This window comes from Pseudomonas kilonensis (assembly GCF_001269885.1).
In the GTDB taxonomy this organism is placed as follows: Bacteria; Pseudomonadota; Gammaproteobacteria; order Pseudomonadales; family Pseudomonadaceae; genus Aquipseudomonas; species Aquipseudomonas kilonensis.
In genome coordinates this window covers 1-25170 of the sequence record NZ_LHVH01000005.1, presented here as the reverse complement: position 1 = coordinate 25170, position 25170 = coordinate 1, and the positions used below count along the sequence as shown (strand labels likewise).

General features: G+C 62.5%; 20 protein-coding genes. 5 read left to right on the top strand and 15 right to left on the bottom strand.

Annotated features, from left to right (window positions below):
- Positions 1 to 51 precede the first annotated feature (51 nt).
- Positions 52 to 897 (bottom strand): sulfotransferase family protein, encoded by an 846-nt coding sequence (locus tag AD662_RS01140; RefSeq protein WP_033062911.1) that lies wholly within the window; start codon positions 895 to 897, stop codon positions 52 to 54.
- A 305-nt stretch (positions 898 to 1202) separates the two neighbouring features.
- On the opposite strand from AD662_RS01140, the gene AD662_RS01135 reads away from it, so the two are divergent.
- Positions 1203 to 1790, top strand: a complete 588-nt coding sequence (locus AD662_RS01135) for a phage tail protein (protein WP_018613174.1) — start codon at positions 1203 to 1205, stop codon at positions 1788 to 1790.
- A 46-nt stretch (positions 1791 to 1836) separates the two neighbouring features.
- Positions 1837 to 2148, top strand: a complete 312-nt coding sequence (locus tag AD662_RS01130) for a DUF6916 family protein (protein ID WP_018613176.1) — start codon at positions 1837 to 1839, stop codon at positions 2146 to 2148.
- 176 nt (positions 2149 to 2324) lie between these two features.
- Here AD662_RS01130 and AD662_RS01125 read toward each other — a convergent pair whose 3' ends face one another.
- The 7 genes from AD662_RS01125 to AD662_RS01095 form a co-directional block, all read right to left on the bottom strand.
- Positions 2325 to 2816 carry a GNAT family N-acetyltransferase gene (locus tag AD662_RS01125; RefSeq protein ID WP_018613178.1) on the bottom strand — a complete coding sequence of 164 codons (492 nt, stop codon included), beginning with the start codon at positions 2814 to 2816 and terminating at the stop codon, positions 2325 to 2327.
- 9 nt (positions 2817 to 2825) lie between these two features.
- Positions 2826 to 4922, bottom strand: coding sequence for a site-2 protease family protein (locus tag AD662_RS01120; RefSeq protein ID WP_053184994.1), 2097 nt, complete (start codon positions 4920 to 4922; stop codon positions 2826 to 2828).
- 1 nt (position 4923) lies between these two features.
- On the bottom strand, positions 4924 to 6243 hold the full coding sequence (locus AD662_RS01115) for an efflux RND transporter periplasmic adaptor subunit (protein ID WP_053177569.1): 1320 nt from the start codon (positions 6241 to 6243) through the stop codon (positions 4924 to 4926).
- Positions 6240 to 7016 (bottom strand): efflux RND transporter periplasmic adaptor subunit, encoded by a 777-nt coding sequence (locus tag AD662_RS01110; RefSeq protein ID WP_018613184.1) that lies wholly within the window; start codon positions 7014 to 7016, stop codon positions 6240 to 6242. The genes AD662_RS01115 and AD662_RS01110 overlap by 4 nt, the downstream gene beginning before the upstream one ends.
- Before the next feature lie 261 nt (positions 7017 to 7277).
- Complete coding sequence (locus tag AD662_RS01105; protein WP_053184990.1) at positions 7278 to 9713, bottom strand: alpha/beta hydrolase; 2436 nt, start codon at positions 9711 to 9713, stop codon at positions 7278 to 7280.
- 9 nt (positions 9714 to 9722) lie between these two features.
- Positions 9723 to 11165 (bottom strand): TIGR01777 family oxidoreductase, encoded by a 1443-nt coding sequence (locus AD662_RS01100; RefSeq protein WP_053185166.1) that lies wholly within the window; start codon positions 11163 to 11165, stop codon positions 9723 to 9725.
- Positions 11158 to 11646 carry a hypothetical protein gene (locus AD662_RS01095; protein WP_053184987.1) on the bottom strand — a complete coding sequence of 163 codons (489 nt, stop codon included), beginning with the start codon at positions 11644 to 11646 and terminating at the stop codon, positions 11158 to 11160. Before AD662_RS01095 ends, AD662_RS01100 begins: the two co-directional genes overlap by 8 nt.
- A gap of 644 nt (positions 11647 to 12290) precedes the next feature.
- Here AD662_RS01095 and AD662_RS01090 point away from each other — a divergent pair.
- Positions 12291 to 12662 (top strand): DUF6124 family protein, encoded by a 372-nt coding sequence (locus tag AD662_RS01090; protein ID WP_018613192.1) that lies wholly within the window; start codon positions 12291 to 12293, stop codon positions 12660 to 12662.
- 169 nt (positions 12663 to 12831) lie between these two features.
- Here the strand turns inward: AD662_RS01090 and AD662_RS01085 are convergent, their stop codons facing one another.
- The 7 genes from AD662_RS01085 to AD662_RS01055 form a co-directional block, all read right to left on the bottom strand.
- On the bottom strand, positions 12832 to 13698 hold the full coding sequence (locus tag AD662_RS01085; RefSeq protein ID WP_053184984.1) for an ABC transporter permease: 867 nt from the start codon (positions 13696 to 13698) through the stop codon (positions 12832 to 12834).
- A 12-nt stretch (positions 13699 to 13710) separates the two neighbouring features.
- Positions 13711 to 14571, bottom strand: a complete 861-nt coding sequence (locus AD662_RS01080) for an ABC transporter ATP-binding protein (RefSeq protein WP_053184981.1) — start codon at positions 14569 to 14571, stop codon at positions 13711 to 13713.
- A 5-nt stretch (positions 14572 to 14576) separates the two neighbouring features.
- Positions 14577 to 15602, bottom strand: coding sequence for an ABC transporter substrate-binding protein (locus AD662_RS01075; RefSeq protein ID WP_053184979.1), 1026 nt, complete (start codon positions 15600 to 15602; stop codon positions 14577 to 14579).
- A 37-nt stretch (positions 15603 to 15639) separates the two neighbouring features.
- A complete protein-coding gene (locus AD662_RS01070; protein WP_053184976.1) occupies positions 15640 to 16542 on the bottom strand; it encodes a TauD/TfdA dioxygenase family protein in 903 nt (300 codons plus the stop codon).
- Positions 16543 to 16848: 306 nt separating this feature from the next.
- Complete coding sequence (locus AD662_RS01065; RefSeq protein WP_018613202.1) at positions 16849 to 18216, bottom strand: HlyD family type I secretion periplasmic adaptor subunit; 1368 nt, start codon at positions 18214 to 18216, stop codon at positions 16849 to 16851.
- A complete protein-coding gene (locus tag AD662_RS01060; protein ID WP_053185163.1) occupies positions 18206 to 20362 on the bottom strand; it encodes a type I secretion system permease/ATPase in 2157 nt (718 codons plus the stop codon). The genes AD662_RS01065 and AD662_RS01060 overlap by 11 nt, the downstream gene beginning before the upstream one ends.
- A gap of 36 nt (positions 20363 to 20398) precedes the next feature.
- A complete protein-coding gene (locus AD662_RS01055; protein WP_018613206.1) occupies positions 20399 to 21748 on the bottom strand; it encodes a TolC family outer membrane protein in 1350 nt (449 codons plus the stop codon).
- Here AD662_RS01055 and AD662_RS29140 point away from each other — a divergent pair.
- Positions 21747 to 21890, top strand: coding sequence for a hypothetical protein (locus AD662_RS29140; RefSeq protein ID WP_018613208.1), 144 nt, complete (start codon positions 21747 to 21749; stop codon positions 21888 to 21890). The genes AD662_RS01055 and AD662_RS29140 overlap by 2 nt on opposite strands.
- A gap of 215 nt (positions 21891 to 22105) precedes the next feature.
- Positions 22106 to 25170: retention module-containing protein (locus AD662_RS01050; RefSeq protein ID WP_156334886.1), on the top strand; the 3065-nt coding region annotated here is incomplete at its 3' end.

Below are 25170 nucleotides of genomic sequence, written 5' to 3'. Positions count from 1 at the left end.
ACGATCACCTGGACTCGAACTTCTTGAACACGCAAATGAAAAAAACCGCAGTCAGCTGACGGCGGCGTCGGTTTTCATACGAATGACATTGGCGGCGCTTGCGGACCCATCGCGCCAGAATGACAACTCGGCATACTTTTCAAACAGATCCGGCGGCAGCAAGGTCCGCCGGGCTTGCGGCGCGACCTTGGGCTTGACCTTGTGCAGGCCGGCAACGCCCAGGGCCTGGTCGAAGGCCGGTGCGTCGTAGGTCAAGTGATTGAAATCGTGTTCGAACCAGGGTTCGCCGATGAAGTCGTACACCAGGCGCATCACCCGCTCCGGGGCCTGGCTCAACAAATCGTAATCAACGATCAGCAGCGACTCGGCGTTCTCACCGTAGTAAGCCTCTTTGAGCGCCGTCCAGGCGAACCCCACCAGGCGGTTGCGCTGGGCCAGGGTTTCACAGCGGCTGTAGACGGTGTTGCGCTCGTCATCGTCGTTGAACAGCTTGGTGTTTTCGAACGGATTGGCGCGGTAGAGCCGCTCCAGGCTGTCGAGCACCCAGGCGACGTTGCGCACACAGGCGATGGTCTTGGCTTGGGGAAACAGATCCTGCAGGGCAGGCAAGCGTGCGCACCACTGACGGTTGGTGTCGAAGATGACCGGCTTGTCGGATTTGTCGGCGTAGTAGGAGTCGAAGAGACCGCGCAAAAGGCGGCGGCGCAGGTCGGTGTCGATCACCGAACCGAACTCGCTGCCAGCGCTGCATTGCTGCAGGACGCTGCTGAACAGCGTGCCGACGGGACTGGTCATGCCGGCGTGAAAGCGCGGATTCTGCAACAAGATGGCAGAAAGCAGGGTCGAGCCTGAGCGCGGTAAACCGGAAATGAAGTGAAACTGCGGCAATCCATTCACCTTGTTTGTAGTCCCTTTGTAGCCGAAGCGTAGCCGAGGAAACAACCTTCGCCTAGTAGTACTTTGATATCAGATTCATCCCAAGCCATAAAAGAAGATGGACGGTAGCGACGCTCGGGAACCTGAATCGATTAAGCCGTGTCGCGACATTTTTCCGCCTGCTTCGCTCGGCAGAATCAAACATCCCGGTCTACGCTCAGCCGTGCGTGACCAGGCCAGGGATTAAGGAGTAGGGCTGATCGCACTTCTCGTCCCTCGAGCCCTGCCGGCATGCCATACCAACAATCTGAAGGGATGAGGAATCTATGGAAGTATTCATCGGCACTATCCAGTCATTCGCCTTTAACTTTGCACCCAGGGATTGGGCCCTGTGCAACGGTCAGACGCTTTCCCTTTCTCAATACCAGACCTTGTTCGCCCTGATCGGCGTGACGTACGGAGGCAACGGCCAGACCACCTTCATGCTGCCCAACCTGCAAGGTCGCCTGCCCTTGGGCCAAGGCAATGGCCTGGGCCTGACCCCGCGCGTCATCGGTGAAGTCTCCGGCACCGAAAACGTCAGCGCCACGCTCAACAACCTACCCAACCACACCCACACCCTCACCGGCATCACCGCCTCGACCACCCTGCAGTTGGCCAACCCGGCCAGCAACCCGGTGAATACGCCAACGGCCACCAACTCGTTCATCGGCACCTCAGGCACCGGGCCGGGCTCGGCAGCGATCTATTCCGACCAGATAGGCGCTTCGCCAGTGCCGCTGCAAGGCGTGACCACCGCGGTCAGCGGCTCGGTTTCCGCCACGGGCAACAGCATGCCCATGGCGGTCATGAACCCGTTCCTGGCCATCAACTTCAGCATCGCCCTTCAAGGCTACTTCCCATCCCGCAACTGATGAGCTGCCGGAGGGCTGCGGTCCTCCGGCCTTTTGGAGTGTCGACATGCTGCAACAGGTTCATAGCCGTCATTTCCAACCGCTGCTGGGCCAGACCGGCCGCCTGACCCTGCCCGACGGCAGTTGCCTGCCGGTGCGCTTCGAAACCCTCGAAGAAACACCTCGGGCCAAGATGCCGAACACCGAGCGCATGCCGTTCAGCGTGGAATTCAACAGCCTGGAAAGCACGGCGTTCGTGGACGGCCTCTGCGGGTTGGAGGTGCCGGAACTGGGCAAGATAGAAGGGGTGTTCGTGTCGCGGATACCGCCCATGGGACGGGATCCGGCGCTGGGGTATTTCTACATCGCGTTTAACTGATCACACAAAACCTGGGTTCAAAACAAACCTATTGTCGGAGCGGGCTGTGTGGGAGCAAAGCTTGCTCGCGATCCAGGCGCTGCGGTCCTCAAGAGACCGCGGCGTTTTCATCGCGGGCAAGCCTTGCTCCCACACAGCCCGCTCCCACAGGAATTTATAGTGCCTGCAAGACTTGCTCAGTCGCCTTTCGGATACCAGACCAACCGCTCCGCCGCCGGGTTGCGCTCTTGTACTTCGAAGCCCAGGGCCAGGTAGTGCCGACGGGCGTGGGGGTTGCTGGCCCAGACCACGGTCGCCACCGGGCAACGGATCTGTTGTGCAGCTTTCTGCACCCCTTGCAGCACCGTCCGGCCATAACCTTGCCCACGCGCCTGGGGGATGAAGGCCAGGTACAGCACGCGGATCTCATTGGGGCCGAAATCCGTGCTCAAGGCGCCGATCGCGGTGCCGAGTTTTTCCACGACGTAATGCATGGCGTTGGGGAAGTTCTCGCCCAACCCTTGCTCCTGCACCTGGAACTGCTGGGCAATCACCTGTTGCACCTGCTCAGGCTCGCCATCGATCCATTGCAAGTCCGGTCGGGCCGCCTGGTACAGGCTCTGCAAGAACGGCCCATCGCTGACCCGCGATGGACGCACCACCAATCCCTCTGCCGCCACTGAATCCATGCTTGCTCCTTAGAACCCGCTTTCCCTGACACCCAACGCCGCCAACCGACGCCAGGCCGCTCCCAACACCGACTCGCCCTTGCCCTGCAACACCGCCACGCCGCGCAGCGGTTGCACCGGCGCCGACGCCTCGTCGACCGCACTCAGGCGCACGCCGTATTGCGCCTGCACCGGCTCGGCCCGTTGCTGCGAGTCGCGGCGCACCGCAATCGGCCCGTGATGGTCGGACGTCAACGCTTGCTGTTCGACCCAGGCCACGCCGTTGGTGTCGATTTCATTCAACTGCACGGCAATCGAGGTGTGCATCGGATCGTCAGCAATGAACCGTCCCGTGGCCCCCGGCTCGACCCGCCAAAGCTCAGCTTCGGTCAAGTACCCGCGCAGCCGCGAATCGGTCTGCACCACCCGCGCCAGCGCCTGCGTCGGTGACAACCAGCGGCCTACCGACAGTTGCGGCAACAAGTCGCGTACCTGGCCGGCATGGGGCGCACGCAGCAACAGGCGTTCACGCTGGGCGACCAGGCCGCGGTACTCGGCCACCGCTTCGGCCAGTTGTTGTTCGATGATGCCGGCATCGGCGGCGGTTTCGCTGCGCCCGGCCTGACGACGCATCTGCAACTGCTGGATCTGGATTTCCCGACGCACGATCGTCAGGCGTGACGCCATATCCGGCGACTCCAACTCAATCAACACATCGCCCTGGGCCACGGTCTGGCCGTCGCGCACATTCACTTGCTTGACCCGCGCCGCCACCGGCGCGTGCAAGGCACTGGCGCGCCCGGCCTCGAGCATGGCCGGCACTTCCACCGCGCTGCGCCAGGGCAACAGCAACACCAGCAGCAACGCCAACAAAACCAGGCCGCTCAGCAGCATCCGCCCACCGTGAGCCTGCTCACGGCGACTCCACCATTGCCGCCATTCATTCACGATGGGCATAAAAATGAACCACGCCAATTCCACCATCATCAGAAAAATGCCCAGCACCTTGAAGAACAGGTGATAGACCGCCAGGGCAATCCCGAAAAACAACAATGCCCGCCACAGCCAGGAGCCATAACCCCACACCAGCAAACGCCGGCGCATCTTCGGCGACCAGGGTTCCGGCGCCGCCGCGCCGTAACCGAACAAGGCTTCGCGCAGGCGCCAGCGGCACAGGGCGAACGCACGCCCCTGAAGGTTATCCACCGCCCAGAAATCACTGAGCAGGAAATATCCATCGAAGCGCATGAAGGGGTTCAGGTTGATGATCAACGTGGTGATCCAGGTGGCGCTGGCCAGCATGAACGCCGCGGTGCGCGCCGGCCCGTCGGGCAGCAGCGACCAGGCCAGCAACGCGATGCACGCCAGCAACAGCTCGGCCAGGACCCCACCGGCACCGATCAGCAACCGCGCGCGGCGATCATTGATCCGCCAGGCGTCGCTGACGTCGGTGTAGAACATCGGCAACAGCACCATGAACGCCACGCCCATGCTTTGCACCCGACAACCGGCGCGCTTGGCCATGAACGCATGGCCGAATTCGTGGCACAGCTTGGCGAAGAGCAATGCCGTCCCGAACGCCAGCGCACCGCCCAGGCTGAACAGGTGCGGAAACGTCGCGATGAAGCGCTGCCAGTCCCGCGAAACCAGGAAGATGCCGACGCCCAGGGTCAGCGGCAGGCCATAGCGCAGGATCCCGGGACCGAACTGCGCCAACCAGGGCCAGGCCCGGTTGAGAAAGGCGTCCGGGCGCCACAGCGGAATGCGAAAAAACAGGTATTGATGCAGCAGGATCTGCCACAGGCTCTGGCGCTGTGCGGCGGTCTTGGAGAGATAGCTGTCGCGCTGTTGCGGGTCCATCGCGCTGATCAGATCATGGCCGCGCAAGAAGCCCAGCAACTGCTCCAGCGATTCGCCATTGAGCGGCAGGCCCGGCTCGCGGTTCGCCGCCTGCAACACCTGTTCCGGATCGCCCAGGGACCAGTGGCGCAACATGCGCATCGCCGCCGCGCCCAGCTTGAAATAGCGCCCGCGCACCGGATCGGCCAAGGTCCACTGCGGCGAACCGTCCGGGTCCGGCGCCGCCGGGGACAGTTGCAGGTCCGGCCGCAGGCTCGGCAGGTCCATGCTACAGGCCTACGCTCTGGCGCAAGCCGGCCAGTGGCCGACGCAGCAGGTACAACGCCAGCGGCGCGCGGTCGCCGAAGACCTTCGCCGTACCTCGCAGGCCGATACGCGGCGCTTGAGCCTCGAAACGCGCATCCAACCGATACGCCAGTTGCCCGGCGGCGGTCGGCTGCGCTTCATAGGCCGAACGTTCGAGCCAGGCCAGGTGCCGCTGCAACGGGTCGCTGTCGAGAAACAACGCCACTTGCGCACCGGGCTCCAGGGCAATCGCGTCGCCCACCGCCAACTCAATACGCAACTCGGCCTGGTTCGGATCGGCGATTTCCATCAGTCGCTCGCCGGTTTGCACGGGCTTGCCGAGCCAGCGCTCGGCGTCGGCAAACACTGCAATGCCGTCCCGCTCGGCGCGTACTTCGCTGCGCTTGAGCAGTTCAAGCGCGTAGTTGCGCTCGGCGCGTTTCTGTTCGACGCGGGCGGCCAGCAAATCAATCTTCGAACTCGATTCCGCGTCGGCAAACGAGCGCTGGGAGTTGGCCTTGAGTTCCGCCTCGGCCACGCCCAGCGCACGCTCGGCCACATCGGCCTGGGCCTTGAGGCTGGTGCTTTCGAAACGCAGCAGCAGGTCGCCGTTCTTGACGGCCTGGTTGGGCTTGACCAGGAACTCGGCGATGACGCCATCCAACGGCGCCGCCACCACCTGCCCGCCCAGCGGCACCACTTCGGCCGGGGCCAACACCGACTGGCGCACAGGGATCAACAAGCCCAGCAGCAACACCGCCACCAGGGCGACCTGGCGCTTGCGCGTCCAGCGCAGGCGCCACGGCTTGCGCGGTTGCAACGCCAGCCACGCATGGCTGTAGGTGTCGCCCAGTTGCGACAGCAGCACTTGTTCGGGTGGGGTCCAGGGCAGATCGCGGGCCAGCCACAAACCGCCGAACACCTGGCCCTGATGATCGATCAACGGCAACCAGAACACTTGCCCGGCCGACAGGCTTCGCCAGTCTGCCCGGATGGACTCGCTCACCCCATCGGCGGCAATCACCCGGGCCTGCTTCAGCACCCCCTGCTTGAACAACTGCGCCACCGCCTGCTCGACAAACGCCACGAACGGCGCATTCGGCTCCACGGTACTGACGCCAGTCACGGCCTGGACCTTGCCGGCGATCAACAACGCGGCGTGGCGAAACCCGAACAAGGCCTGGCCGTCGTTGACTAGGCTGTAGCTCAACTGCGCTGGCGTTCGTGCGGCCCGGGTCTGGCGTTCAAGGTCGAGGAAGCGGGCAAACACCTGCTCGGCGCCGCCCGATATCGGCGCGTTCACTTGGGCTCCGCGAAACGCGCCGTGCCGCTCATGCCCGACAGCAGGCCGCTGGCATCCGGCACGTTCGCCACCAGCAGCAGGGTCTGGCTGCCCTCGTCGATGCGCGCACCCAGGCGCTTGACCGTCGCTTGCAACGGCTTGCCAGTTTCATCGGGAACAAAGGTAAAGGGCTGGCCGGGCTTGAGCCTGTCCATCCAGCGTGAAGGCACCAGCAGGTGAATCTCCAGGGTGCGGTTGTCGACCACATCCAGCAACGGCGCGCCGGCTGCGACGCTTTCATAACGCTGGACCTTGCGCGCCACCACTTGCCCGTCGAAGGGTGCGATCACGCTGCAGCGCTTGACCTGGACCTGATACACCTGGGACTGCGCCTGGGCCTCGCTGAGCCGGGCCTCGGCCCGCGACACCTCGAAACGCCCGACGGATTTCAATGCTGCCAATTGCCGGTTATGCGCCAGTTCTTCACCGGCCCCACGGCTGGCCGCCTGGGCCGCATTGAGCTGGGCCTGATAGGCCGAGCAATCGAAACGCGCCAGGGTGTCGCCCTTCTTGAACGACTCGCCCTCACTGAACGGCAACTCGACGATACGCCCGGCCAACTCGCTGGCCAGCACCGCCTGATCCCGCGCCCGAAGCACCCCTCGCGCCTCGTTGCCAGACGCACTGGCCGAAGCATTGCTCTCAAGCAACGGATCGTCGGAAGCCGACGTTTGCGCCTGGACCCCGCACGTTATGAAGGCCAATCCCACAACCCAACTGCTCAAACGTCGCATGACCGTTACTCCCTGACGGATGGGCGGAGTCTACGACAGCGGTGGGGGGCGTCAAGGGAGTAGCGGTGTGAGGTGAGAAATATGGTGGTCATACACACCCTGTGGCGAGGGGATTTATCCCCGCTGGGGCGCGAAGCGGCCCTGAAAACAGTCATCTCGGTGTATCAGGCTGTTGGTCTTTAACCATTTAGGCCTGCTGCGCAGCCCAACGGGGATAAATCCCCTCGCCACAGGTTATGTGGTTGGCAGACATCGCGCTGCCTACTCCACCAACCTCAACACCCCATCGCAATACACCACCTCACGCCCCAACCACCCCACATCCACCTGAGGCAATACCGCCGAAGGTTTGCGCAATTCACGCAGCAGCGTCGAGCCGTGGGACAAGCGGCCGCCCATCCGCGCGATCACAGCCCGGGCGCTTTGATAGTGGGCATGGCGGCCAGGGTCCAGGGTGTCTTCCAGCAGGATGTCCTCGCCCAAAATACCTTGAGCCTGCCCTGGGTAGATCAAGAACCCACTCGCCTGCTCGGTGCCTTCACGACCGTCCTGCCAGAAGCTGCCATCGCGGGTGCGGATGTCCGGGTGCGGCGCGAACCAATGCGCCCGGTCCTCCGCCGGCATGGCGTGATGCAGGCGGAAGAAGATCCGCATCAGGTTGTCGCGATACCATTCGCGCACCTGCAAGTAGTAACCGCGCAACCCCGGCAGGCAGGCCCCGTGAGCCAGGCGAATCGCCAACGGCCATTGGGGAAAGACCTGCAATGGCAGCGCAGTCGGCGCCGGGCGGGGCGTGGCCGGATCGGTCTCCCACGGCAGGCGATGAGGGCTGTGTTCAAGGTTGTCATAGGCGGTTGGTGGCCGGCCCAGCCAGTCGCCGCCACTGCTGGCCAAGGCACTGGCGATGCACAGGTTGCCTTGCACCACGAATACGTAGAAACGGGTAAACCAGTCGGCCAGTTGCTGGCCGTCTGCGCCTTGTGCGGTCAGTTCGTGCAGCTCTCGATCAAAACGTCGCAAGCCGTTTTCCAGCGTCAGCAAATGCCCGCGGGCGATGCGTTGCATGCCCAGGAACAACGGCAGCGAACGCAGCAGGCGCAGCGGCCGCCAAGGCAGGTGCGGAGTCGCGCCGCCGACCTCGCCGGCGTAGCTGCTGGCGCTGATGCCCCAGTCGACCAGCCGGGCGAGAAACAAATCATTGTTGATATACGAAGCGCCGCCGAACACCGCCGTGAAAGGCTCGTTGTCCTGCAGCACCCGCGAATCCCAACGCGCCATGATCGCCGGAATGCTCGCCGCCGCCCGGCGCTGAGCGTACTCCACCAACACGCTGGGTTGCGGCGGCAGGATCTCGGCGATGTTGGCGGCGGTCAGGTGGCGGCGCCAGCCGTAATCGCTGATCGGTCGGTATTGCAGCAGCCAGAGTTGCGTACCGTCCCAGGCCCATTCAACGTCGCCGGGTACGTAGTGGAAGACCCGCAGCACGCCTTGCAGGAAACGCCACAGCAGGTCTGCAGTCAGGCCATGGGCGGGCTTGAAGGTGTCGCTGTTCCACGACGCGCCGAGGCGGGAAATGATCGCGCGCTCGGGGCTCACGTGACCGTCGGCCAAGGACTCCAAGTGACCTTCGACCCATTCCAGTTCGACTGACAGGTGACGCACAAAGGCTATCCCGGACAGCCGTGGTGTGATGAAGCGCTGCACCACCACTTCCTCGACACCTGCCCCACTCAACTCGGCAATGCGCGCCGGCACGTTGTGCGTCGGCTCGCGTAGGAATGTGGTGCTCAAGCCGGCATTGGCCGCATCGGCCTGATCCTCCCCGTAACTGGAGGAACGCACGGCCCAGATAGCGTCCGGCTGGCTCTTCAGAAAGTTTGGCAAGCGCGGGTCAGCGCAATCGTTGAGCGACAGCGCGGCAGGCACCGGCTGCCCAGCCAACGCCGCCAGACGCAAGCGGCCGCCCTTGGTATGCGCGACGAAGCCACGCTCGCCGGACTCCAGCCACGCCGCGAACTCAGCGGGTGAGTCGATCCACGGGTAGTGACCCCAGCCGGGCTTCACGCTGATGGTCAAATCGGCACGGGCAAGAATGGCCGACCAGGCCGCCGCCTGCGCGACGCCCAGTACCTTGTCCTGATCGCCCCACACCAGTTCGACCGGGTCGGTGATCCACTCCAGCAATGGCAAGGCAGTGTCGGCACGCACCAAGTCCCAGTGCGGCACAAAGGCGCGGCAGCGAGCATAGCCGGCGCCCATGCGCTGGTACTGCGCGGGCGTCCAGGCCTGGCTGGAAAACTTGTGGGCAAACAGCGTCGGTTTGTTCGCCAGCAGCCAGTGAATGGTCTTGCGAATCGGCAGCGGCGACATCAACGCCGGCAGCCGTCGTTGCCACAAAAACGCACCCACCGGCGCCAGCAACACACTGCGGCAAAAGTGCCCCGGCTGACGTTGCAAGGCGTGCAGCACCAGCAAGGCGTTGACCCCGACCGCCATGATCGCGCTGCCCTTGTCCGTTGCCGCCAGCAATGCCTGGGCGTAGGCCGCCAGGTCTTCGCAGGGAGCCTGAGGGTTGCTGCCAAAGCCAGGCAGCTCCAGCGGCACCACGTCGTGGTGTTGAAAATGCGGCAACGCGTCGTCCCACCAATCGGCGGCGCTGCCGTTGCCGGCCAGCAGGTACATCCGGGGCTTGCTCATGGGCGCTCCTCAGGCCAGGTCGCGCAGGGCAGCATCAAGCGTCGGGTAACGGAACGTATAGCCCGCCTCGACGAGACGACTTGGCAGCACACGTTGGCCGTCGAAAAACAACTGGGCCATTTCGCCTGCCAAGGCACGCACTGGCGCGGCGGGAATGTGGAACCACACCGGGCGCTTGAGCACCTTGCCAACGCTTTCGGCGAACAGCGCCTGAGTGACCGTTTCTGGCGCCACCAGGTTGTAGGTGCCGCTCAGGCTTTCGTCATCGAAGGCCCGGGCGATCACCTGGATCACGTCGTCGCGATGCACCCAACTCATGATTTGCCGACCGTCACCCATCCGCCCGCCAAACCCCAGGCGAAATGGAATCAGCAACGGCAACAAAGCACCGCCCGGACCAAACACCACGCCCAGGCGCATCACCACCTGGCGCACGCCCAACTCCGTGGCAGGCCGGGCTGAGGCTTCCCAACGCACACAGAGTTCAGCCATGAAGCCATCACCCTGGGTGGCGCTTTCATCGAGGCTTTCGCTGGCGTCACGCACGCCATAAAAACCGACGGCCGAGGCCTGTATCCACAACGCCGGTTTGTGCCGGGCGTTTTTCAACCAGGTCATCAAAGCTTCAGTGGTATTGACCCGGCTGGCGATGAGCTGCGCCTGACGCGCAGGGCTCCAGCGCGGCCCGGCCACCGGTGCGCCCGCCAGGTTGATCACCACATCGAAGGTTTCGTCATGACCCAGCTTGCCCAGCGAGCGGAGGCAGCGGACGCGGCCATCAAACAGATAGGCCGCTTTCAATGGATCGCGAGCCAGCACGCTGACTGTGTGCCCGGCGTCGAGCAATTGATTGACCAGCGTCTCGCCGATAAATCCGGTGCCCCCGGTCACCAACACGCGCTTGTAGGCACCACCGGCAAACGGGTTGGCGGGCTTGCCCGCGCGCTGCATGCGCAAGGCCGCCAAGCCGTCGCGAATCCCCGAGGCCGTAACCCCAATGGCGAACAAGGTCAGCAGCCAACCGCGCCAGCCGAGGTCGATCGCGCTCAGGCCGGTGGGCAAACTCGCCCACTGCGCCAGTTGCACGCCGTACAGCGCGAAGAAGGCCCCGCCGTTGACCGCCAGCACCGTGTGCATGATGCGCTCGATGGCGGGCAGCTTGCGGCTACGGTCCTCGACCACGAAATCCCAGAGCGTCAGACCGATCTCCAGTGCAAACAGCAGCGCGATGACGATCGCCCACGTCCCCTCGAAGGCCAAGTGCGCCATGCCCAGGAACAGGATCCCGTAGAAGCACGAGCGCAGGGCATGGATAGAGAGCTCCAGCCGGGCACTGTGGCGATAGGGCAAGGCGACAGTGAGTTCGTGGTGATACAGGGTATCCAGCGCACCGAGGATCGCTTGGGCAATCAGCAGGGTGATGGCCCAGTCCAGCAGTGAAAAGTCAGGCATGGTTTGCATCACTCGACGCGTTGTCAGTCAGGGAGGTGCGGCGGTCGTGGCGATAGAGCCAGAACAGCGGCGGCAGTAATAGCAGCAGCGCGAGACTGTCGAGCCACAGGTGCGACCAGACTTGGGCATGGGCGGAAATCAGCATGTCCTGGGGTGCCCAGAGCAGAATGCCGGCGATTAACCATCCCCAAGGCATGGCGCGCTTCAATCGATTGCCGATATGGACCAGGGCGAGCATGTACAGCCCATAGCTCTGCAATGTGGCGCCGAACAAGGCCAGCCACCAGACTTGTTGCGCGCGGGCCGTGGCGGGCACGACATTGACGCCCCAGAAAGCCTGCTCGATGTTCTGCAGATAACCGTCGAGCAAGCCCGAATGACCGGCCCAGGTCAGCGTGACGCCAGCGAGCAGGTGCATCAGAGCGCCGGCATATAACCAAACGACCAGGGCTTTGCGAAAGGGGCTGTGAGGGGTTGGCATTCCATGTCCTGAAGGCTTGCTTGAGGGCGGCCAGTCTAAAGGAAATGGGAGGGGCTTTACTTGGCTAATGGCCCGGGCAGCGAGAAATAAAATCAGTCGTCTGGAGCACTTGAAACCCAAGCCGAACACCGTTGTGGCGAGGGGATTTAGCGAAACGTCGCACCGCCCCGCTGGGCTGCGCAGCAGCCCTAAAGCCAGTCACCTCGGTGTGTCAGGTTGTTGGTCTTCAGCCCATTTGGGGGCTGCTTCGCAGCCCAGCGGGGCGGTGCGACGTTTCGATAAATCCCCTCGCCACAGGTTTGGTGTGCTGCTTGCGTACAGCAACGTCCTAGGAGATTTCCTTCAAGTTGCGGCGATGTTGGTGAACTTGTCCGCCTTTGGGCTCACCGCTAGTCTGGGTTTGTCACTGAAAAAACGGTGACACGGACGTGCAAGTCCGAACAAACTGTTTAGGATGCAACGCTGCATCGCTCAGGGGCTTTCTTCTGCCCTCTGGCTTTATGGCGGCTGCGCGCAGGAGATCCTTGGATCTGCTGGGTGTCCTAAACAGGCCCGGTCTTGCACACCTGCGTACGGCCGCCACCCCATTCGCGTGCAAGCGGACGGTGACGGTTCCCAACTAATTACTGTTTAGGGTATCTCTCATGTTCAAAGTAACTCCAAATCCGCCAGGAAATCCTGGCAACACGTCCGACAAATCCTCGAAATCCAAAAAACTCGACGAAGCCGCCGAGCGCGCCCTCGACTACTACCTCAACCCCAAACCCACCGATGAAGCCCCGGGCAAAACCCAAGCATCCCAACTTTTCATGGTCGCCCCGGACATCGACACCGAAACCCTGTTGGCCAATGCTTCCGAAGATCTGCTGTCCATCAGCGCCATCGCCGCCGACCTGGCCGATGATGTCGACGGTTCGCGCCGCAGCGTCATCCTGGCGATCAGCCGGATGGCCGATGGGGTGCATCTGTTGGTGGAAAGGGCGATGGATCGGCTGGAGGTTCAAGCGGCGGGCTGACAGGCCTGTGGTGAATTGAAAACCGCTTTCGCGAGCAAGCCCGCTCCCACAGTTGATCGGTGTTGATTTCAGTATTTCGGTTCAACACAAATCCAGTGTGGGAGCGGGCTTGCTCGCGAAGGCGTCAGCCCAGGCAACCCAAAACCCTTGGCAAGGGAGTATTACTTAATCACCGCTGCATCCCCCAGCGCTTCACCGTCACCCGTTCCAAACTGTCGAACACCAGGTTCTCCACCAGCAACCCGATCAGGATCACCACCGCTAACCCGGCAAAGACCTTGTCGGTGTACAGCTCGTTGCGGTTCTGGAAGATGTACCAGCCCAGGCCACCCTTGCCGCTGGTGGCGCCGAACACCAGTTCGGCGGCGATCAGGGTGCGCCAGGCGAAGGCCCAGCCGATTTTCAGCCCGGCGAGGATCGACGGCAGCGCCGCCGGGATCAGGATGAACAGCACAAAACGCAGGCCCTTGAGCCCGTAGTTGCGCCCGGCCATGCGCAGCGTTTCCGACACGCCGAGAAACCCCGCATACATGTTCAACGCCAGCGCCCACAGCACCGAATGCACCAGCACGAAAATCAGGCTGTTCTGCCCCAGGCCGAACCACAGCAGCGCCAACGGCAACAGGGCGATGGCCGGCAACGGGTTGAACATCGACGTCAGGGTGCTGAGCAAGTCGCGGCCGAACTGGGTCGACACGGCCAGCGTGGTCAAGCCAAACGCCAGGACGATCCCCAGCAAATAGCCCTTGAGCAGCACCACCAGGGAAATCCACACCTTGCCCAACAGCTCGCCGCTGAGCAAACCGTCGTACAACGCGCTGGCGGTCTGCAAGAAGCTCGGCAGCAGCAGGTCGTTGTTCTGGTAACGCGCCACGCCCTCCCACACCAGCGCCAGCAGTAGCAGGATCAAACTTTTGCGCAGCCAACCCTGTTGCCAGAGGCGCTGGCCCAAGGGCAACTCGCGCTCCAATGGCACCCGGGTCAGGGGTTGCAAATCGACTTCGTATTCTTCGCGCGCAGGCGATAGCTGGCTCATGGAACGCTCCCCTTAATACGCGATACGGATATCGGCGAAATCCAGCTCACGCTCGGTGTCCGGCGACTGGTTTTCATCGAACAGCAACCGATGAATCCGCCGCGCCGTGTGCTGGAACCCCACGCCGCCGAGGCTGTGCCGATCGTATTGATGGCTGTGGATTTCCGCCCGTACCCTTCCTGGGTGCGGTGACAGCAGCAGGATGCGATTGCCCACCACCAACGCTTCTTCAATGGAGTGGGTGACGAACAGCAGGGTGAAACGCACCTCTTCCCAGAGCAGCAGCAATTCTTCCTGCATCTTGCGTCGGGTCAGGGCATCGAGGGCAGCGAAGGGTTCGTCCATCAGCAGGATCTTCGGCTGCATCGCCAGCGCTCGGGCAATCGCGACGCGGGCCTTCATCCCACCAGACAAGGTGTGTGGGTAGGCATCGGCAAACGCCGCCAGGCCGACTTTGTCGAGATAGTGCAGTGCCCGCTCCTCAGCCTCGCGACGCTTGAGCGTGCCGGATGCCAGCAGCGCGAACATCACGTTCTGCTTCACGGTTTTCCAGGGCGGCAGTTGATCGAACTCCTGGAACACCACGATCCGATCCGGCCCCGGTGCGCTGACAGTCTGGCCTTGCAAGCGAATCTCGCCTTCGCACGGCGTGATAAAGCCGCCAATGGCCTTGAGCAAGGTGGACTTGCCGCAACCCGATGGCCCGAGCAGTACAAAACGGTCCGCCGGATCGACTTCGAAACTGACCTGGTGGGTGGCCCGCACCACCCGCTGCGGGGTGCGGTATTCCAGGCTGACGTTATCCACCGACAACAACGCCGTGCCAGTGGAGGTGGGGTTGCTGGCCGCGTGGCCTTGCAAAAGCGCGTTCATGACAATCAGCTCCCCTGCAACGATTTGGCGTCCTGGAAGAAATAGTCTTCCCACGACGCCGGTTTGTTCTTGATGGCGCCGACGCGGTAGAGGAATTCGGCCAGCGGGTAGGTGTTTTTCGGGCTGACGGTGAATTCGATCTGCGGGTTGTCGATGATCTTCAGCAACGTCGCCCGGTCGATCTTGGCCTTGGTCACCCGCAGGTAGGTGTCCGCCGCCGCGCCTTTGTCCTTCTGGGCGAACTCGGCCGCTTCGGTCAGCGCCTCGACGAAGGCCTTGTAGGTTTTCGGGTTTTCATCGCGGAATTTCTCGGTGGCGAACAGCACCGTGGGCGAATTCGGCCCGAGCACGTCATAGGAGTTGAGCACCACGTGGACGTTGGGGTTTTGCAGGGCCTGGTCCTGGAACGGCGGGTTGGAAAAGTGCCCGGTCAACTCGGTGCCGCCGGCAATCAGCGCGGCCGTGGCGTCTGGATGCGGAACCGCCAGGGTGTACTTGTCGAGGCGATTGAAGTCCTTGTCGCCCCACTGTTTCGCGGCGGCGTATTGCAGGAAGCGCGACTGCACCGAAACGCCCACCGCCGGCACCGCGATGCGGTCCTGCTCGGTGAAGTCGGCGATGGTCTTGACGTTCGGGTTGTTGCTCAACAGGTAATAAGGGAAGTTGCCCAGGGAGGCGACGGCTTTGACGTTCTGCTTGCCACGGGTGCGGTCCCAGACCGTCAACAACGGCCCGACGCCGGCCCCGGCAATGTCGATGGAGCCCGACAGCAACGCATCGTTGACCGCCGCGCCGCCGGACAACTGGGTCCAATCAACCTTGATCTCGATGCCTTCCTGCTTGCCGTATTTCTCGATCAATTGTTGATCACGGACCACGTTGAGCAGCAAGTAAACAATGCCGAACTGTTCGGCGATACGAATCTCGCCCTCAGCGTGGGCGCTGGCCGGCGCGACCAGGCTGCCGGCCAGCAAACTGAACCCCAGGCCAATGGCGGCGGCCAGCGGTGCAAAAGCAATGCGTTTGGACATGGTGATTCTCCGGGCTCTTTGCGCAAGGCGCAGCCGATCAGAAAGGGGCGTCGCCCTGGATGGTGGTGCGGTACAGCTTGCGGCGCAGATGACTCGGGCAACCGGCGGCCAAGTGGGTCAGCGAGCGGTTGTCCCAGAACACCAGGTCATGGGGCTGCCATTGATGGCGATAGATGTTCTGCGGCAGCACACTGTGGGCATACAGCTCGGCCAGCAGCGCGGTGCTTTCGTCTTCCGGCAGACCGACGATGCGGGTGGTGAACCCCTCACTGACGAACAACGCCTTGCGCCCGGTTTCCGGGTGGGTGCGCACGATCGGATGCACCACTTCGGCGACCTGGGCCAGTTGCTCTGGCGTGAGCGTCGGGCGCCAGTTGCCTTCGAATTTGGTTTCGCTGTAGCGCGCCGTGTAGGAATGCGCCGCCGAGCGGCCTTCCACGGCTTTACGCAGCGCTTCGGGCAGAGCGTCCCAGGCTTTGTGCATGTCGGCAAACAACGTGTCACCGCCTTCACTCGGCAACTCCTGGGCGTGAAGCATCGAGCCGAGGCTGGGCAGTTCTTTATAGGAAAGGTCCGAATGCCAGAATTTGCCGGCATCGCCGAGGCCGATGGATTGGCCGTTTTCGATGATGTTGGAGACGATGAGGATTTCCGGATGCCCGGCCAGCAGGAACTGCTTGAGCACATGGATCTGCAGCACGCCAAAACGGCGACTGAAGGCGATCTGTTGTTCCGGGGTGATGCGTTGGTCGCGGAACACCACGACGTGATAGTCCAGGTGTGCGCGGTGGATGCGGGCGAAATCCTGGTCGCTGATCGGTCGGGACAGGTCCAACCCGACGATTTCGGCGCCTACGGCATCGCGGAACGAGCGGATGTCGAACGACTGCGGGGCAATGTTCGCGATAGATGAATCTGGAGAATAAGAGACGGCTGGCATACATCACTCCCACGCACGGCGCGCTTGAACAGGCGCGCAATCGATCAAAACTCACGGCGTTACCGTGTTGGTTTATGTCGTGCGGCGCGCCGATTGGTCGGCAGGTACGCAGGGGGATGAGTTTAAGGATATAAGCAGCAGAATTTAAATACCGTTAGCGAATAACGATATGACCCGGAATTTGGCACTGCACCGCTGTGGGAGCAAGGCTTGCCCGCGATGAAGGCAACGCGATCCTTCAGGGACCGAGGTGCCTGTTTCGCGAGCAAGCTTTGCTCCCACACATGGGAATGATCAACCAGGGTACTAGCGCTCGTGCAACGCCTCGGACCGGGCCTTGATGATGGGTTTGAGCAGGTAGCTGAGCACGGTTTTCTTGCCGGTGATGATGTCCACAGACGCCACCATCCCTGGGATGATCAGCAAGGGCTTTTCAGGCGTGCCCAGGTGGCTGCGTTCGGTGCGCAGCTTGATGATGTAGTAGGTGGTTTTCTTGTCTTCATCGGTGATGGTGTCGGCGCCGATCTGTTCCAGCTTGGCTTTCATCCCGCCGTAGATGGTGTAGTCGTACGCGGTGAATTTCACCGTGGCGTCCTGACCGGGGTGCAGGAAGGCGATGTCCTGGGGACGGATTTTCGCTTCCACCAGGATGGTGTCGTCCAGCGGCACGATTTCCACCAGGTCACTGCCGGGCTGGATCACGCCGCCGATGGTGTTCACCAGCAACTTGTTGACAATGCCACGCACGGGCGACGTCACCAGGGTCCTGCTCACCCGGTCTTCCAGGGCTTTGCCGGTGGCCTGGGCCTTGTTCAAGTCGGTGCGAGCTTCGTTGAGCTGGGTCAGGGCTTCACTGCGGAACTTGCCGCGGGTCTCGTCGATCTTGCGCTGCACTTCCTTGATCGCCGATTCGGCACGCGGGATCGCCAGCGTCGTGGCGTCCAGTTGCCCACGGGTCTCGACTTCGGCGCGCTTGAGCCGCAGCACTTCCACCGGCGATACCGCGCCCTGAGCCACCAGCGGCTCGGACATGTTGATTTCCTGGCGTTGCAGCGCCAGGCCGGAGCGGTACTGCGCCTGCTTGGAGACGAATTCGCGCAGTTCCTGCTGGCGCTGGATCAACTGCTCCTGCAAGCCGCCGATTTCATCGTGCAACTGCTGGCGGCGGCTGATGTACAGCGACTCCTCGCTGGCGGCCTGGCCCGGCACCGCCTTGAGCACGTCGGCCGGGAAATTCAGCGGCCGGTCATCGACCTCGGCACTCAAGCGCTCGACCCGCAACAGCATGGACTGGCGGTCAGCCTCGGTTTCGCCGACGTTGGAGACAAACCGGGTGTCGTCCAGGCGAATCAACGGCGCGCCGGCGTCGACGATCTGCCCTTCCGTGACGAACAGCTCAGCAACGATGCCGCCTTCCAGGTTCTGGATTTTCTGGATCTTGGACGAGGGAATCGCCTTGCCGTCGCCCTTGGTCACTTCGTCGATCACGGCGAAGTTGGCCCACAACATCAGGAACACAAAGAAACCGATGATGCCCCAGATCGTCAAACGCACCACCCGGGGAGCGTCCTCGATCAGCGCCTTGTTGACCTCGGGCAGCGGTTGGCCGTGCAGCGAGTCGGAACCTTTGAAATAGCGACCCACAGCGCCCTTTAAGCCGGTTTTAAGCAACACTGATCTGCCCCTTCTTCAACGCTTCCATGACAGCGGCTTTCGGGCCATCGGCGAGGATCTGTCCACGGTCGATCACCAGCAGGCGATCCACCAGCGACAGCAGGGATGCCCGGTGCGTCACCAGCAGCACCGTTTTGTTTTCCACCACGGCGGCCAGGCGCTGTTTCAAGCGTTCTTCACCGGTGTTGTCCATGGCGCTGGTGGGTTCGTCCAGCAACAGGATGGGCGGGTTGAGCAGCAGCGCGCGGGCCAGGGCGACGTTCTGGCGCTGACCACCGGACAGGTTCTGTCCGCGCTCACCGACTTGCAGTTCATAGCCTTGCGGGTGCAGGCGGGCAAACTCATGCACGCCTGCCAGTTCTGCGGCCTGGAGCACCAACTCATCTTCGACGTACCGGGCGCCGGAAGTCAGGTTGTCGCGCAACGTACCGGCCAGCAGTTGGATGTCCTGGGGCACGTAGCCAATGTTGTAGCGCAGCTCGCTGACGTCGATCTGGCGGATGTCCACGCCGTCCACCAGCAAGGCACCATCGTCGGGTTGGTAAAGCCCCACCAGCAACTTGGCCAGGGAACTCTTGCCCGAGCCGCTGCGGCCAATGATGCCGATTTTCTCGCCCGGCTTGATCACCAGGTTGATGTTCTTCAGCGCGGCGTTCTGCTGGTTCGGGTAAGTGAAATTCAACTGGCGGCATTCAATGGCGCCCTGCAGGACCTTGCGGCTCAGCGGGCGCTCGTCGAAATTACGCTCCTGGGGCAGCTCCATCATCTGGTCGACCGAGGTCATGGTCACCCGCGCCTGCTGGTAGCGGGTCAGCAAACCCGACAACGACGCCAATGGGCTGAGGGCGCGACCGCTGAGCATGTAGCAGGCGATCAGCCCGCCCATGCTCAAGTTACCAGCGATGATCTGGTACACGCCGAAGACGATCATGATCACCCCGGCCAATTGCTGGATCAGCAAGGTGATGTTCATCGCCAGGCCGGACAGCATCTTCACTCGCAGTTCGAGACGGCTGAGGGTGCCAATGGTCTGTTCCCACTGGTACTGGCGCTCGCTCTCGGCATTGTTGACCTTCACCGCGTCCAGGCCGGACAGGGTTTCGATCAGGCTGGATTGGCGCTCGGCGCCCAAGGCCATGGTTCGCTCCATGGTCGCCACCAAAGGCTTCTGCAGCGCATAACCGATCAGCAGGGCAATCGGGAACGCCAGCACTGGAATCCACACCAGGTGGCCGCCTAGGATCGCGATGACCGCGAAGATCAGCAGGGTGAACGGCAGGTCGATCAGGCTGGTGAGGGTCAGCGAGGCGAGGAAGTCCCGCAGGCTCTGGAATTCATGGATGTTCTGGGCAAAGCTGCCGACCCGCGCCGGGCGGTATTTCATGGCCATGCCGACGATGCGCTCGAACAGCGTCGCCGAAATGATCAGGTCGGTTTTCTTGCCGGCCAGGTCCAGGCACAGGCTGCGCAGCATCTTCAGGATCAGGTCGAACACATAGGCGCCAGTGATGCCGACAGCCAGCACCCACAGGGTCGCTTCGGCCTGGTTCGGCACCACGCGGTCGTAGACGTTCATCACGAACAGCGGCGCGGCCATGGCAATGATGTTGATCAGCAGGCTTGCCGCGATAGCATCGGCATACAACCAGCGTGACCGCTTGAGGGTGTCGCGAAACCACGAACGCGCCCGGGGAATCAGCGTGCCGTGGTTCACGTCAAATTTATGCTGCGGCTGGGCGAAGAACACCTTGCCGCTGTAGTCATCGGCCAGCAGCTCACGACTGACCGTGACTTCACCACCCTCGCTTTCGCTGAGCAGCAGCCGCGCCTGGTCATCGCCGACCCAGCCCAGCAGCACGGCGCTGCGGCCGTCCTTGAGCAGCAACAGCGCCGGCATGGCGATGGTCGGGATTTGCTCGAGCTTGCGTTGCAGCACCCGGCCTTGCAGCCCGGCGCGGGCCGCCGCGCGCGACAATAATTCGACGCTCAGCCGTTGCTTGGGCAGCGGCAGGCCGGTGGTGAGCATTGCCGCACTGGCCGGCTTCTGATGCAGCATGCAGAGCGCCAACAAGCCGTCCAGCAGCGGGTCGTCGTGCAGCGTGCGCGGATCATGAACGAGTTCAACTGGACTGACTTCTGATTCCACGCTCGACACTCTGACTGATTAAAACGGGTGGTAAACTCAATTCATCCCAGGCAACTGGACCTTGGGTTTCACGTCGCTCTGCACAACCGATGCCAACGGTGCGACCACACCCTGGCTTTTCAACAGTTGGCCCATGGTTGCCTTGATACGGTATTGGGTGAACAATTGCACGTTCTTGATTTCCGCCAGGCGTCGGGAAGCGCTGAACAGCTCGTTTTCGCTGTCGAGCAAGTCGAGCAGGGTCCGCTCGCCGAGGCTGAACTGCTTCTGGTAGGCGGTGCGCACATTGGCGCTGCGGTCTACGTATTGCTGGGCGATCGGCACTTGGGCGTTGGCGTTGTTCAAGGCGTTCCAGGCCAGGCCCAGCTCTTCATTGAGCTGGCGCAGCGCGTTGTTGCGGATATCCAGGGCCTGGTTGGACAGGTACGACTTGGATTCCAGGTCCGCCTTGTTGCTGCCGCCGGCATACAGGTTGAAACGCATGCGCAGCATGGCTTGCCATTCATTGTTATGGCCGTTCTGGCCGTCCAGGTCGTTGTCGGCGGTGCGGCCCAGCTCGGCGTCGAAGCGTGGGTAGAAGCTCGACTTGGCAGCTTCGTACTGTTGCTCGGACGCGGCGATGTCGGCTTCGGCCGAACGCAGCACCGGGCTGTTCTCCAGCATCTGGGCGCGGGCTTCGGTCAGGTTGGCCGGCAGCAACGCCAGAAAATCGGCAGGACGCTCCAGTTGATCGGGCAGTTGGCCGACGGCGCTGAGGTAGTTGGTCTCGGCATCGGCCAGGTTGGTTTGTTCGGTGATCAGGTTATTGCGGGCCTGGGCCATGCGCGCTTCGGCCTGGTCCAGGTCAGCGCCACTGCCCACGCCACGGGAAGTGCGCAGTTTGATCTGGTCGAAGATGCGCTCGTGGCTCTTGAGGTTTTCCTCGGCCAGACGCACGAACTCGCGACGGGTCAGCACGTCCAGGTAGACCTGCGCCACCGTCAACCCGGTACGCTCGGAGGCGTCCAGCAACGAGTAGGCACGGGCATTGACGGTGGCTTGTTGACGCCCCACTTCGCTGGACGTCGCAAAACCGTCAAAAACCATTTGCGACAGGCGCAGGCTCGACTCGCTGCGGTTCAGGGTTTCCCAATGATTGGTACCGCCCGACCGGGTGGTGACGCTGTCGGTGCCTTCACGGCCGTATCCGGCTGCAAGGTCCACTCTAGGCAGGTAGCCGCCCTTGGCCGCCTTGAGCTGGTAATCCGCCGCGAAGCGGCTGTTCACGCCGGCCTGGATTTCAGGATGGACATCCAGCGCCTGTTGCATGGCCTGCGGCAAGGTTTGTGCTTGTACGAAACTGGCGGCGAGGGCAAAGGGTAAAGCCTTGAACAGGTGCAGACGCATGGTGGATTTCTTCCTGAAACACTTGTCTTGGATCACAGCGAAACGTGGCGCTGCATCGGATGATGGCAACCGGAATGACCGTATGTCGGAAAGTTCAAAACAGGAGCTGGAACACGCACTGAAAGAACAGGTCGCCGCTTAAATATCAATGTGACATTACCTCGGCAATTGTTTAGGATGGCCGGCAGAAGGTCAATAGTTTGGCACAAACAAAATAATTGAAAAAAACAGCCAAAATATTGACATACGGAAGCGTCAAATAACCTTACTTTGTGAACATGTACGTCCAGACCGCTGCTGCCTACAAGCTGCCGGGTCCATGGAAGTCTACTGAGCGTGGCACCCGGAGAGTCTTCAATGAGCAGTGTTATTGCCGTTGTCAAAAGCATTGTTGGTCAGGTTTTCGTCGTATCCCCAGAAGGCATCCGACGCGTACTCATTGAAGGTGATCGCCTGTACACGGGCGACCAGTTGGACACTGGCCCGTCCGGCGCCGTCACATTGGATCTGGCCGATGGCCGCACCCTGGACCTGGGCCGCGACACCCAGTGGAGCGCCAATGCCCCGGACTCTTCCACCGACCTGGCACAAGCCACTGCCCAGGCCGCGCCGTCGGTAGAAGAGTTGCAGCAAGCCATCGCCGCGGGCGTCGACCCGACGACCGCCCTGGAAGCCACCGCCGCCGGCGCCACTGCCGCGGGCACGGGGGGTGCCGCCGGTGGCGGCCACAGTTTTGTGGTGCTGGATGCCACCGCTGGTAGCGTCGACCCTACCATCGGTTTCCCAACGGAAGGCCTCGCTGCGGCTGCCGCCACCGATGACAACATCCTGGGTGGCGATACCACGGCCGATACGACCGCCAACGCCGTGCTCAATGCGACGATGACCCTGAGCGCCACGCCGACCCTGACCGAGGCCGGCGGCGTGTTGGTCTACACCGCGACCGTGACCCAGGCCCCGCAGACCAACCTGACCGTGACCTTGTCCAACGGCGCGGTGATCGTGATCCCGGCTGGTCAGCTGACCGGCAGCGTCAACGTTCCACTCGCGCCGAATGACACGGTCTACAACGACCCGAGCCAGATCAGTGTGACCGTCACTGGCACCACCGGTGGCACTGGCATTGCCGTGACCGTACCCACCACGCCGGCCGTGACCCAGATCACCGACACCATCGACACCACCACCGTCACCCTGAGCGCGAGCAATACCGTCACCGAAGGCGGCCAGATCACCTACACCGCCACCCTGACCAACCCGGCCCAGACGCCGGTGACCGTGACCTTGAGCAATGGCTCGGTCATCACCATCGCCGCCGGCCAGACTACCGGCACCGTCAATGTCGAGACGCCGGCCAATGACGTCTACAACAACGGCAGTACGGTCAGCACCACCATTACTGGTGCAACGGGCGGCAACTTCGAAAACCTGGTGCCGAGCACGGCGCCTGCGGTTACCACGATTACTGATTCGGCGGACACCACTGGCCTGACTCTGACAGCCAGCAACACCATCACCGAAGGCGGTTCGATTGTTTACACCGCGACGCTGACCAACCCGGCCCAGACGCCGGTGACGGTGACCTTGAGCAACGGCTCGGTCATCACCATCGCTGCCGGCCAGACTACTGGCACCGTTAACGTCGAGACGCCAGCCAACGACGTCTACAACAACGGCAGCACCGTCAGTACTACGATTACCGGCGCAACCGGCGGTAACTTCGAAAACCTGGTCCCGAGCACTGCGCCTGCGGTCACCACGATTACTGATTCGGCGGATACCACTGGCCTGACCCTGACGGCCAGCAACACCATCACCGAAGGCGGTTCGATTGTTTACACCGCGACGCTGACCAACCCGGCTCAGACGCCGGTGACCGTGACCTTGAGCAACGGCTCGGTCATCACCATCGCGGCTGGCCAGACTACCGGCACCGTTAACGTCGAGACGCCAGCCAACGACGTCTACAACAACGGCAGCACCGTCAGTACTACGATTACCGGCGCGACGGGTGGCAACTTTGAGAATCTGGTGCCGAGCACCGCACCTGCCGTTACTACGATTACCGATTCGACCGACACCACCGGCCTGACACTGAGCGCCAGCGAAACCATCACCGAAGGCGGCCAGATCACCTACACCGCGACGCTGACCAACCCGGCCCAGACGCCGGTGACCGTGACCTTGAGCAACGGCGCGGTGATCAACATCGCCGCCGGCCAGACCACTGGCACCGTCAACGTCGAGACACCGGCTAATGACGTCTATAACAACGGCAGCACTGTCAGCACCACCATCACGGGTGCGACGGGTGGCAACTTTGAGAACCTGGTGCCGAGCACTACGCCTGCGGTCACCACGATTACCGATTCGGTGGACACCACTGGCCTGAGCCTGTCCGCGTCTACCGAAGTGGCCGAAGGCGGCTCAATCGTCTACACCGCCACCCTGACCAACGCCGCCGGCTCGCCAGTGACCGTGACCCTGAGCAACGGCGCGGTGATCAACATCGCCGCAGGTGCTACCACCGGCACCGTGACCGTCGATGCGCCAACAGACGACGTCTATAAAGACGCGGGCAAAGTCGAAGTCAGCATCGACAACGCCACTGGTGGTAACTTCGAGAACTTGGTTCCGAGCACCACGCCGGCGGTGACTGACGTCACCGACACCATCGACACCAGCACCGTTTCGCTCACAGCGACTTCGACTGTGGCCGAAGGCGGCACCGTGGTTTACACCGCCTCGGTCAATGCACCCGTGACCGAAGCTCCGTTGGTTATCACCCTGTCGAACGGCCAGACCATCACCATCGCGGTCGGCGCCAGCAGTGGCAGCGTGAACTTCGTTACACCAAACGACGCCCTCGCCGGCGGCGACAACCTGAGCGTGAAGATCGACGACGCCCAGGGCGGTAACTACGAAAAACTGGACATCGATGGCACTCCGGCAGACACCACCGTTACCGACGTGCAGGACACCACTGGCCTGACGCTCTCGGCAACCGACACTGTCGCTGAAGGCGGTTCCATCGTTTACACCGCTACCCTGACCAACGCCGCTGGCTCGCCAGTGACCGTGACCCTGAGCAACGGCGCGGTCATCAACATCGCCGCCGGCGCCACCACCGGCACAGTGACGGTCGATGCGCCAACAGACGACGTCTACAAAGACGCTGGCAAAGTCGAAGTCAGCATCGACAACGCCACCGGTGGTAACTTCGAGAACCTGGTTCCGAGCACTACCCCAGCAGCGACCGACGTCACCGACACCATCGACACCTCGACTGTCAGCCTGACCGCAACGTCCACCGTCGCTGAAGGCGGGACTGTGGTTTACACCGCCTCGGTCAATGCTCCGGTAACTGATGCCCCGCTCGTCGTGACGTTGAGCAACGGCCAGACCATCACCATCCCAGTCGG

What these genes read in the sequence shown, in the direction of transcription:
- AD662_RS01135 (WP_018613174.1), top strand. Translation starts at nt 1,203, where the DNA reads ATGGAAGTATTCATCGGCACTATCCAGTCATTCGCCTTTAACTTTGCA.
- AD662_RS01130 (WP_018613176.1), top strand. Translation starts at nt 1,837, where the DNA reads ATGCTGCAACAGGTTCATAGCCGTCATTTCCAACCGCTGCTGGGCCAG.
- AD662_RS01125 (WP_018613178.1), bottom strand. Translation starts at nt 2,816, where the DNA reads ATGGATTCAGTGGCGGCAGAGGGATTGGTGGTGCGTCCATCGCGGGTC.
- AD662_RS01120 (WP_053184994.1), bottom strand. Translation starts at nt 4,922, where the DNA reads ATGGACCTGCCGAGCCTGCGGCCGGACCTGCAACTGTCCCCGGCGGCG.
- AD662_RS01110 (WP_018613184.1), bottom strand. Translation starts at nt 7,016, where the DNA reads ATGCGACGTTTGAGCAGTTGGGTTGTGGGATTGGCCTTCATAACGTGC.
- AD662_RS01105 (WP_053184990.1), bottom strand. Translation starts at nt 9,713, where the DNA reads ATGAGCAAGCCCCGGATGTACCTGCTGGCCGGCAACGGCAGCGCCGCC.
- AD662_RS01100 (WP_053185166.1), bottom strand. Translation starts at nt 11,165, where the DNA reads ATGCCTGACTTTTCACTGCTGGACTGGGCCATCACCCTGCTGATTGCC.
- AD662_RS01095 (WP_053184987.1), bottom strand. Translation starts at nt 11,646, where the DNA reads ATGCCAACCCCTCACAGCCCCTTTCGCAAAGCCCTGGTCGTTTGGTTA.
- AD662_RS01090 (WP_018613192.1), top strand. Translation starts at nt 12,291, where the DNA reads ATGTTCAAAGTAACTCCAAATCCGCCAGGAAATCCTGGCAACACGTCC.
- AD662_RS01085 (WP_053184984.1), bottom strand. Translation starts at nt 13,698, where the DNA reads ATGAGCCAGCTATCGCCTGCGCGCGAAGAATACGAAGTCGATTTGCAA.
- AD662_RS01080 (WP_053184981.1), bottom strand. Translation starts at nt 14,571, where the DNA reads ATGAACGCGCTTTTGCAAGGCCACGCGGCCAGCAACCCCACCTCCACT.
- AD662_RS01075 (WP_053184979.1), bottom strand. Translation starts at nt 15,602, where the DNA reads ATGTCCAAACGCATTGCTTTTGCACCGCTGGCCGCCGCCATTGGCCTG.
- AD662_RS01070 (WP_053184976.1), bottom strand. Translation starts at nt 16,542, where the DNA reads ATGCCAGCCGTCTCTTATTCTCCAGATTCATCTATCGCGAACATTGCC.
- AD662_RS29140 (WP_018613208.1), top strand. Translation starts at nt 21,747, where the DNA reads ATGGTGGATTTCTTCCTGAAACACTTGTCTTGGATCACAGCGAAACGT.
- AD662_RS01055 (WP_018613206.1), bottom strand. Translation starts at nt 21,748, where the DNA reads ATGCGTCTGCACCTGTTCAAGGCTTTACCCTTTGCCCTCGCCGCCAGT.